The organism is Synechococcus sp. Cruz CV12-2-Slac-r, assembly GCF_024346075.1.
In the GTDB taxonomy this organism is placed as follows: Bacteria; Cyanobacteriota; Cyanobacteriia; order PCC-6307; family Cyanobiaceae; genus Synechococcus_D.
Genome location: NZ_JAGQEK010000073.1, coordinates 1 through 8606, shown reverse-complemented (window position 1 = coordinate 8606; position 8606 = coordinate 1). Strand labels below are relative to the sequence as shown.

Below are 8606 nucleotides of genomic sequence, written 5' to 3'. Positions count from 1 at the left end.
ATCCACCTGGCTGCTCACCATGGTGGGAGCCATTAAATGGGGAAAACGCAGGGCCCCTAATTTTTCATTCCAGGCCCTCAGGCTGGCAGGGCGATTAAGCACTTGAACCCCCTCTAGTTCGGCTAATTCCAGGAGCTGAGTGGCATAGATATAAGCCTCATCCACCGGCGGATCTTTGCGCATCCACACCTTTGGAAACTGCCGCAAAGGCAGCCATTGTTGCTCTCCTAATTCAAACCAAGGCGTGGTGGTTATCGGTTGGGCGCGCACCAAAGGGCCGTCTGCTGAGAAGGCGAGATCGGCAATGCAGCACACCCACACCTGCTCACCAGCCCGCTCGGCGGCTTGCATTAATGCAACGCTGCTGTCTTTTTCAGGCCTCAGGCGTTCAACCGGATCAACAACAAATAACTGACGGGCCACTGGCTTTAACTCCTAATCAAGTGAGCAGCGCATCTAGCTGGCCAGAGCGTTCTAGGGCATGGAGATCATCACAACCGCCCATGTGTTCAGCGTTGATGAAAACTTGGGGCACGCTGCGGCGGCCGCCACTTTTAGCTGCCATGGCCGTGCGGGCTGCTTCATCGCCATCGATGGCATGTTCGGTGTAGTTCACCTTTTTGCGATCTAAAAGCTGTTTTGCCCTGATGCAAAAAGGGCAAGACCTCCAGGTGTAAATCTCAACGCTGGCGGTCATGAAAAGAAATCCTTTTGCATTCGCCATTTTAGAGGGGTGAGCATTAAAGGGGGCTGCGATTGAGTACGGTTTGGCTTGGAATTACAAGGCCAGGTGCTCGATCTAACCGATTTCAAACGCGATTTATCTGAACTCACCGATCTCCTGGGCCATGTCCAGGACTGTCTTTGACGTAGCTGGTTTAAATGCGCGTCAGCGTGATCTTGAGCAACTTGCAGCCCAATCTGATTTCTGGAACGACCAGCAAAATGCCCGCAAGCAAATGCGGCAACTCGATGATGTGAAGGCCCAGTTGCTGCAGCTACAGCAATGGCACAACTCTATTAATGATGCTCGCGCCACCCTTGAGCTCTACGACCTTGAACCAGACGAGGCGATGTTGCATGAGGCCAATGGCGGCTTGCAAACGCTTAAATCCGCCTTAGATCGCTGGGAACTAGAACGCCTGCTGAGCGGCACCTACGACCAAGAAGGCGCGGTGATCTCCATTAATGCTGGTGCTGGCGGCACCGATGCCCAGGATTGGGCCTTGATGTTGATGCGTATGTACACCCGCTGGGGGGAAGCCCATGGCATGAAGGTGAGTGTGGATGAAATTTCCGAGGGTGAAGAAGCAGGGATCAAAAGCTGCACGATCGAAATTGATGGCCGCTATGCCTATGGCTACTTACGCAATGAAAAGGGCACCCATCGGTTGGTGCGAATTTCACCGTTTAATGCAAACGACAAGCGCCAAACCAGTTTTGCTGGAGTGGAGGTAATGCCAAAACTGGATGAAGATGTGAAGCTGGATATTCCTGATAAAGATTTGGAGATCACCACTTCCCGTTCAGGCGGCGCGGGCGGTCAAAACGTAAACAAGGTGGAAACAGCTGTGCGGATTTTGCATGTTCCAACCGGTCTTGCGGTGCGTTGCACCCAGGAGCGCTCCCAGCTCCAAAATAAAGAAAAAGCTATGGCGCTACTAAAAGCAAAATTAATGGTGATTGCACAAGAGCAGCGGGCAGCTGAAATCGCTGATATCCGCGGCGACATCGTGGAAGCAGCTTGGGGTAATCAAATCCGTAACTATGTATTTCATCCGTATCAAATGGTGAAAGATCTCCGCACGGCAGAGGAAACAACAGATGTGCAAGGGGTGATGAATGGTGATCTAGATCCCTTCATTCAGTCGCTATTGCGCCAAGGTGTAGACGCCGTTGGTGAGGAAGCCTCATGAAAAAACCCCGATGACAGAAGCATCGCCAAGTTTTGTTAAATTAGCCATGCGCAATATGGTGCGCAAAGGGCGCCAAAGCTTGTTTCATTTTGGCCTCACCGCCGTTGGCCTTACTGGTGTGTTGCTGCTTTTAGCCTGGTTTGCGCGGCCAGTAGTTCCAGGCTGATGCCAAGCCTTGTTTTGGATCTGGCCTACAACGCCCCAGATTCAGCTTTGCTTGATCCTCTTGGTGAAAGCCACTGGCAGCAAATTCTTGAATTGTGGTTACTCAATTTGCAAAACGAGTTGCCGCAGGAATTTAGGGCTGCTGAATACAGCGTGGGCTTGCAGCTCTGCAGCGATGAGGTGATTGCTGCTTTAAATGGCAGTTGGCGCGCCAAGCCAGAAGCCACCGACGTGTTGGCTTTCCCTGCCGGCCCCCAATTGCAATTGCCGGGGGTGCCCTGCGAACTGGGGGACATTGTTATTTCGCTTGAAACTGCAAAACGTGATGCCCTCGATGGCATTGAACACGAGCTTTGCTTCCTTGCGAGCCATGGATTGCTGCACCTGCTGGGTTGGGATCATCCCGATGAAGAACAGCTGGCGGCAATGCTGATGAGGCAACAACAATTGCTCGAGCTGTTGCCAGCCCAGATCAGCGGTATCGTTGCTTAACAGGCGTTCAGCCGTTGACCTCAGAGTTAGAAGCCACTGATCCCAGCCCTATCGACCTATCGGCTAATCGCCGCTTGCGTCGTTTAAGGGTGGGGGCTTGGCAAGTAGCTAGGGATTTGCCTGCCAGCTTTCGCTATGCCGCCCAGGGCTTGGGCTATTCCTTACTTACCCAACGCAATTTCCGCATCCACGTAACAACGGGGGTGCTGGTATTTGGTTTAGCTCTATGGCTGCAATTATCTCTGGATCGTTTAGCGGTGCTTGTACTTACCGTAACTGCGGTATTAGTGCTGGAATTGCTTAATACAGCCATGGAGGCAGCGGTGGATTTAGCGGTGGGTCGCCGTTATCACCCGCTTGCCCGCATCGCCAAGGATTGCGCGGCGGCGGCGGTGTTGGTGGCAGCAGTTGCATCTTTATTAATTGCGTTGCTTTTATTATTACCACCTCTTCTCTCAAGGCTTGGCTTCTAATGTTATTAGTTCTTGATAATTACGATAGTTTTACATTCAATTTAGTGCAATATCTTGGCGAGTTAGCTATTGATTATCCGATTGCTTTAGATGTGCGGGTTGAACGTAATGATGCCCTTAATTTAGCTCAAATTGAAGCTTTGAAACCCGCGGCAATTTTAATTTCACCCGGCCCTGGCACCCCTGATCAAGCAGGTATTTGCCCCCAGGTGATAGCTGAATTAGGGCCGCGGCTGCCTCTGCTTGGGGTATGCCTTGGCCATCAAGCTATCGCCCAAGTATTTGGCGGCAAAGTGGTGCGGGCGCCAGAATTAATGCATGGCAAAACATCAGCGGTACGCCACGGGGGGCAAGGGGTTTTTGCTGGCTTGCCTAATCCTTTAACGGCAACCCGTTACCACTCCTTGATCGCAGAACGTGAAAGCCTGCCTGATTGTTTGGAAGTAACAGCTTGGCTAGAAGATGGCATGGTGATGGGGCTTAGGCATCGCAGTTATCCCTTGCTGCAGGGGGTGCAATTTCATCCTGAAAGTGTGCTTACAGAAGCTGGCCATCAACTGCTAGCCAATTTCCTAGCTAGCGCTTCTGCCTGAGCTAATTGATTCAATACTGCTAAGTTTCAATTTAAATTGTTTATGCCCATGTTTCGCCCAGTGCTCGGTGCTTTATTTGGTGCCGCCGCCCTTGGGCTGGCGTTACCTGTAGCTGGTGCAGGTGGTGGGGTAACTATCACTAGCCATGGCCACAGCGCCCTTTTAATTCAAGGGGGAGGCAGCTCGGTGCTGCTTAATCCTTATCAATCGGTGGGTTGTGCGGCGGGTTTAACGATGCCGGCAGTATCAGCCAATGTGGTTTTAGCTAGCAGCCTTTTGCGTGATGAAGGCGCAAAGGTTGGAGGTGGCCGCTTTTTAGCAACCCCAGGTTCTTACAAATTGGCGGGCATTCGCTTTGAGGGTTTTGCTGCTCCCCATGATCGGGTGGGCGGCCGTCGTTTTGGTAATGGAGTGATCTGGCGTTGGCGCCAAGGGGGCCTGGAATTTGCCCATCTTGGGGGTACAGCAGCAACGCTTAAACCAGAAGACAAAGTGCTGTTGGGTCGCCCTGATGTGTTGATTATTGGCATCGGCGGTGGAGCCAAGGTGTATTCCGGATCGGAAGCAGCAGCTGTAGTGCGGGAATTAAATCCGCGCCGGGTTATCCCAGTGCAATATCTGCGCAGCTCTAAAGCACCCCTGAATTGCGATCAAGGCGACAGCAAAGCTTTCCTAGAAGCCTTGAAGGGACTGGCCGTTAATAAACCCGGTGGTGTGCTCACCCTCACACCACCCCTCGGCGATACAACCAAAATTGAGCTGATGCCCTGAAAATATGCATCCTCCGCATTTGGGGTGATGGCAAAACTGTTCTGGGAGCAACGCCGGGCAGTGGGTTGTTGTTTAGCGCTGCAACTTGGTTTGCTGGCAATTTTTATGGGCTTAAGTGGAGGTTCCCTGCAGCCCTTCGATCGCAGCAAAGGCGTGCCAGAAAAGTTGCATCTGCTCCCTAGTGCCAATACTTACCCGTAAAGAACCGTCGATTAGCGCTTTGCCAGCCATGTTGCGGCAAAGGATTCCTTGTGCCCTTAACTTTTCATCTACAAATTCTGCCGCCTGCTTAGGCCAGATCAATAAATAATTGCCGCCGGCTCCATGGTGTTTCACTTTGGCTTTGCTGAGCTGTTGTATCAACCAATTTTTGGCCAGCAATACCTCTTCCACATAACTATCAACGTAGGCTTGATCGCCTAAAGCTGCAATTGCAGCGGTGCTAGCAAAACTATTGATGTCGTAGGGGCCGGTAACACGATTTAAACGTTCAATTACTGCAGCCTCAGCTAATGCAACGCCAAGACGTAATCCGGCGATACCAGCAGTTTTTGATAACGAGCGTAAAATTATTAGGTTTGGGTATGAACTAAACGGATTAGAGCTGCCTGCTTGATTTAACAATATAGGAAGTAGGCTATCGCCAGTAAAGGCCTCATAAAGTTCATCCACCACTACTAAAGTTTGAGGAGCAGCAGCTGTTAATTCAAGGATCTGAGTAGCTGCTAGCCGCGTACCGGTGGGGTTATTGGGATTACACAACAACAACAAACGCGGCCGCAATTGAATTAAGGCTGAGCGAATCTCATCAAGGGGAAATTGAAAATCTGGTAATTGGTATGGGATCGCTTTAATTTGCATGCCCTGCATCTCACCGCAGGGTTTGTAGTAACCAAAGGTGGGGCTTGTAGTGAGTAGAACATCGCCCGGATTGCCGTAGGCATGACAAATGGCATGTAAAGCAGCATCAACGCCATTGAAGAGGCCTAATTGTTCGCGAGCCAATTGAAGCGAACGGGAGAAAGCAGCTTTTAATTCGCTGTATTCCGGATAGATGGCGTAGTGGTTGGCAGGTATTGCTCGGATTGCTGCCACCACCTTGGGGCTTGGCCCCACAGTATTTTCATTGAAGTCGAGCCGCAACATCCCCCTGCGACCCTCCAATGGCGCGCTGTAACTCTGCAGGTTTTCCACTTCCACCCGGGCTGGCGGCGGCCCAAACGAATCTGCCAAGATGAACTTACGTTTGCTATGAACAAGCTAATACCTGGAAAGCCCACTACCTGGCATGTTTGATACTGCTCGGCATGTTTGATATTTATATAAATAAGCAAGCGAATAAGCAGCGTATAGCGCTTGGTAAAAGTGGTGAAAAGATGTTGAGCATTATTGGGCTCAACCCTAGTATTGCAACAGCAGATAGGGCGGATGCAACAATTACCAGAGTGGAAAAGGTTGCAAAAAATAATGGCTATGATGGCTTTGTGATGTTGAATTTATGCCCGCTTCGCTGCACCCATATAAATCTATTGCCGCTTAATATAAATGCCCAAATATGTTTAAATAATCAGTTGCAAATTATTGATTTTATACTCGCCAGCCCGGAGCCAGCTGTGTGGCTTGCCTGGGGTGAGGGCATAACTTTAAGGGAATATTTCTTAAAAAGTTTGGTTTATGTTTATGAAACGATAAAAAGTGAAAAAATTAATTGGCTGCATTTTGGACCCCTCACGAAGGCTGGGCATCCCCGCCATCCCTCGCGTTTAAATTATCAATGGGGGTTCGATTCTTTTGATCTAAATAGCTACATCCTCTCAAGGGTTTCGATGCCCAATAAATTGAGGCCCAGCTCTAAAACTTTGGCGGTTAATCCGCAGAGTGCAAGCCGTGAGCTGCGGGCAGGCTCCTCTGCTTTTAATACTGTTACTTGATCATAAAAGCGATTAAAAGATTGACTTAATTCAAACAAATAACTACAGAGCCGGTTTGGAAGCAGTTCGATTTCAACATCTTGGATAACCTGGTCAAACTGTAGTAGTTGCCGCGCCAAGATCCACTCCTGAGGCTGATCAAATATTAAATCGGCTGTTTGCTTGGTATTAAGAATGCCGCCTTTTCTTGCGATTCCTTTTATTCTTACTACCGCGTATAGGAGATAGGGAGCTGTGTTGCCATTTAGAGCAAGCATGCGATCAAAGCTAAACTGGTAATTTGTAATTCTATTAGTACTTAAATCTGCATACTTAACTGCAGCCAGCCCAACAGTTGTTGATACCTGTTTCACGAAATCCTCTGATTCGCTGCGATCTTCTTCTTTAATTCGCTTGCGTAGATCATTGCTGCAGTGCTCCACTGCTTCTGCTAGGAGATCTTTTAAGCGAACTGTTTCACCGGATCTGGTTTTTAGTTTTTTGCCATCAACCCCCTGCACCAAGCCAAACGGCACATGTTCAATGCTTGCTTCAGGTGGAATCCAGCCGGCTCGTTTCGCCACTTGAAATACTGCTGCAAAGTGGTTTGCTTGGCCTGCATCAGTTACATAGATGATTCTTTTTGCGCCATCTCCAGCCTTATCAAATCGATAGCGAATTGCAGCAAGATCAGTGGTTGCATAATTAAAACCGCCGTCGCTCTTTTGGATAATTAGTGGTAGGGGAGTGCCCTCTTTGCTAAGCATCCCTTCAAGGAATACGCAGCCGGCACCATCATCAATAACCAGCAAGCCCGCTTGAGCGAGATCACTAACAACTGCTTGCAGATAAGGATTATAAAATGATTCACCGCGTTCTTGCAATGATATATTTAGCGTATGATAAATTTTTTGAAACTCTTTTCGAGACTGCTCGCAAAGTAATCCCCATGCCTTGAGCGAAGTTGGATCACCAGCTTGCAATTTAACAACTTCTTCGCGGGATATTGCCTGAAATTCAATATCACTGTCAAAGCGTTCTTTTGCCCCTCGATAAAATGCAACAAGATCTCCCAAATCGATTGCATCAGCTGTATCTAATGCTTCTGGTGCAAGTTCTTTAAGCTGGGTGATTAGCATGCCAAACTGTGTGCCCCAATCGCCCACATGGTTTAGTCTTTTTACCTGATAGCCCCTAAATTCTAATACCCTTGCTAAGCAATCACCAATAATTGTAGACCGCAGGTGCCCAACATGCATTTCTTTTGCAATATTGGGGCTTGAGAAATCAACGATTACTTCTGGTGAAAAACCATTCCCTTCAGCGCTTACAGGCGCAACACCTAGGCGCGGATCAGCGAGTTGAATTTGCAACTCTTGTGCTAATACTTCAGGTTTAATTGTGATATTTAAAAATCCAGGCCCTGCGATTTCAGCTGGTTTACATATTTGATTAAATTCTGGGTCGAGTTTTAATTGTTCAGCAATTGCCACTGCAATTTGGCGTGGCGGTTTTCCTAAGCATTTTGAAAGTGCAAGAGCTCCGTTGGCTTGAAAATCACCGAATTCTGGTTTACTCGCTGCTCCAAAGGCTGGATTAAGGCTTTCACCTCTGCTTTGCGCCAGCTCAGCAGCATCGGGGAAAGCCCGTGCGATTGCGTTAATAAGCTGTTGCTCAATCGTGTGGGAAATACGCAGCATGGCTTAGAGCTACCAGCTCAGGGGATTAAGCAGCACTTGATCATCCCTTGTTGGTGTTGAAGCGCATGCTGAGATCAAGCCAAGAGCTGCGGGTGCAGGCAGCGCTGCTTGAAATCAAATCAATACCACTGCTGGCATAAGCCCTTATTTGTTCTGGGTTGATGCCACTGGCCTCCAATAAAACAGGGCTGCCGCGTTTCAAAGCAAGGCTGCGCAGTTGCGGCACAAGTTGTTGCAGTTCAGCAACACTGAATTCATCAAGCAAAATCGCATCAGCGCCTGCTGCTATCGCTGCTTTTGCCTCTTCTGCCGTTTCGGCTTCCACAATTACGCGAGCGGGCCAAGGGGCATTGGTACGTATTGCGGCAATGGCATTCTGAATTCCGCCAGCCCAGGCCAAGTGGTTTTCTTTAAGCATTGCGGCATCATCGAGGCCTACACGGTGGTTGTAAGCGCCGCCACATCTGCTGGCATATTTTTCAAATATTCGCAGGCCAGGGCTTGTTTTACGAGTGTCTGCAAGGCGTACCCCCGTACCCTCCAGCTGCTTCACCAGTGCGGTAGTAGCTGTAGCAATACCGGAGAG

General features: G+C 49.3%; 9 protein-coding genes and 3 pseudogenes. 7 read left to right on the top strand and 5 right to left on the bottom strand.

Features of this window, described 5'->3' with window-relative positions; all coding sequences use genetic code 11:
• A pseudogene (locus KB557_RS07045) lies at positions 1-423 on the bottom strand (glutathione synthase); the annotation flags it as partial.
• Positions 424-439: 16 nt separating this feature from the next.
• Positions 440-697 (bottom strand): glutaredoxin 3, encoded by a 258-nt coding sequence (gene grxC, locus KB557_RS07040; protein WP_255132682.1) that lies wholly within the window; start codon positions 695-697, stop codon positions 440-442.
• 93 nt (positions 698-790) lie between these two features.
• Between grxC and prfB the strand changes: the two genes are divergently transcribed.
• The 6 genes from prfB to KB557_RS07010 all read left to right on the top strand — a co-directional run bounded on the left by prfB (position 791) and on the right by KB557_RS07010 (position 4410).
• Positions 791-1916, top strand: a protein-coding gene (gene prfB, locus KB557_RS07035) for a peptide chain release factor 2 (protein WP_255132679.1) whose coding sequence is annotated in 2 segments (ribosomal slippage) — positions 791-865 and positions 867-1916 — 1125 coding nt in all. Because the reading frame shifts where the segments join, the coding sequence is not laid out codon by codon here.
• A 10-nt stretch (positions 1917-1926) separates the two neighbouring features.
• Positions 1927-2082 carry a DUF3285 domain-containing protein gene (locus KB557_RS07030; RefSeq protein WP_255132676.1) on the top strand — a complete coding sequence of 52 codons (156 nt, stop codon included), beginning with the start codon at positions 1927-1929 and terminating at the stop codon, positions 2080-2082.
• Entirely contained in the window at positions 2082-2573 is a 492-nt protein-coding gene (gene ybeY / locus KB557_RS07025) for an rRNA maturation RNase YbeY (RefSeq protein ID WP_255132674.1), read from the top strand. The genes KB557_RS07030 and ybeY overlap by 1 nt, the downstream gene beginning before the upstream one ends.
• Before the next feature lie 50 nt (positions 2574-2623).
• Positions 2624-3046 carry a diacylglycerol kinase family protein gene (locus tag KB557_RS07020; protein WP_255132678.1) on the top strand — a complete coding sequence of 141 codons (423 nt, stop codon included), beginning with the start codon at positions 2624-2626 and terminating at the stop codon, positions 3044-3046.
• Entirely contained in the window at positions 3046-3639 is a 594-nt protein-coding gene (locus tag KB557_RS07015; RefSeq protein ID WP_255132672.1) for an aminodeoxychorismate/anthranilate synthase component II, read from the top strand. The genes KB557_RS07020 and KB557_RS07015 overlap by 1 nt, the downstream gene beginning before the upstream one ends.
• 42 nt (positions 3640-3681) lie before the next feature.
• Complete coding sequence (locus tag KB557_RS07010) at positions 3682-4410, top strand: MBL fold metallo-hydrolase (protein WP_399218794.1); 729 nt, start codon at positions 3682-3684, stop codon at positions 4408-4410.
• A gap of 111 nt (positions 4411-4521) precedes the next feature.
• Here the strand turns inward: KB557_RS07010 and KB557_RS07005 are convergent, their stop codons facing one another.
• The gene (locus tag KB557_RS07005; RefSeq protein WP_255132668.1) at positions 4522-5643 is read right to left on the bottom strand and encodes a histidinol-phosphate transaminase; all 1122 of its coding nucleotides are present in this window, start codon (positions 5641-5643) and stop codon (positions 4522-4524) included.
• Positions 5644-5717: 74 nt separating this feature from the next.
• Here KB557_RS07005 and KB557_RS11230 point away from each other — a divergent pair.
• Positions 5718-6155 (top strand): annotated as a pseudogene (locus KB557_RS11230) (DUF1643 domain-containing protein); the annotation flags it as partial.
• A 59-nt stretch (positions 6156-6214) separates the two neighbouring features.
• Here KB557_RS11230 and argS read toward each other — a convergent pair.
• Positions 6215-8020: an arginine--tRNA ligase gene (gene argS, locus KB557_RS07000; RefSeq protein ID WP_255132666.1), complete on the bottom strand. Its 1806-nt coding sequence runs from the start codon at positions 8018-8020 to the stop codon at positions 6215-6217.
• 40 nt (positions 8021-8060) lie between these two features.
• Positions 8061-8606, bottom strand: a pseudogene (locus KB557_RS06995) (nicotinate-nucleotide diphosphorylase (carboxylating)); the annotation flags it as partial.

Bases quoted from the DNA above. Each gene is read 5' to 3' on its own strand.
- grxC (WP_255132682.1), bottom strand. From the start codon at position 697: ATGACCGCCAGCGTTGAGATTTACACCTGGAGGTCTTGCCCTTTTTGC.
- KB557_RS07030 (WP_255132676.1), top strand. From the start codon at position 1,927: ATGACAGAAGCATCGCCAAGTTTTGTTAAATTAGCCATGCGCAATATG.
- argS (WP_255132666.1), bottom strand. From the start codon at position 8,020: ATGCTGCGTATTTCCCACACGATTGAGCAACAGCTTATTAACGCAATC.
- KB557_RS07015 (WP_255132672.1), top strand. From the start codon at position 3,046: ATGTTATTAGTTCTTGATAATTACGATAGTTTTACATTCAATTTAGTG.
- KB557_RS07010 (WP_399218794.1), top strand. From the start codon at position 3,682: ATGCCCATGTTTCGCCCAGTGCTCGGTGCTTTATTTGGTGCCGCCGCC.
- ybeY (WP_255132674.1), top strand. From the start codon at position 2,082: ATGCCAAGCCTTGTTTTGGATCTGGCCTACAACGCCCCAGATTCAGCT.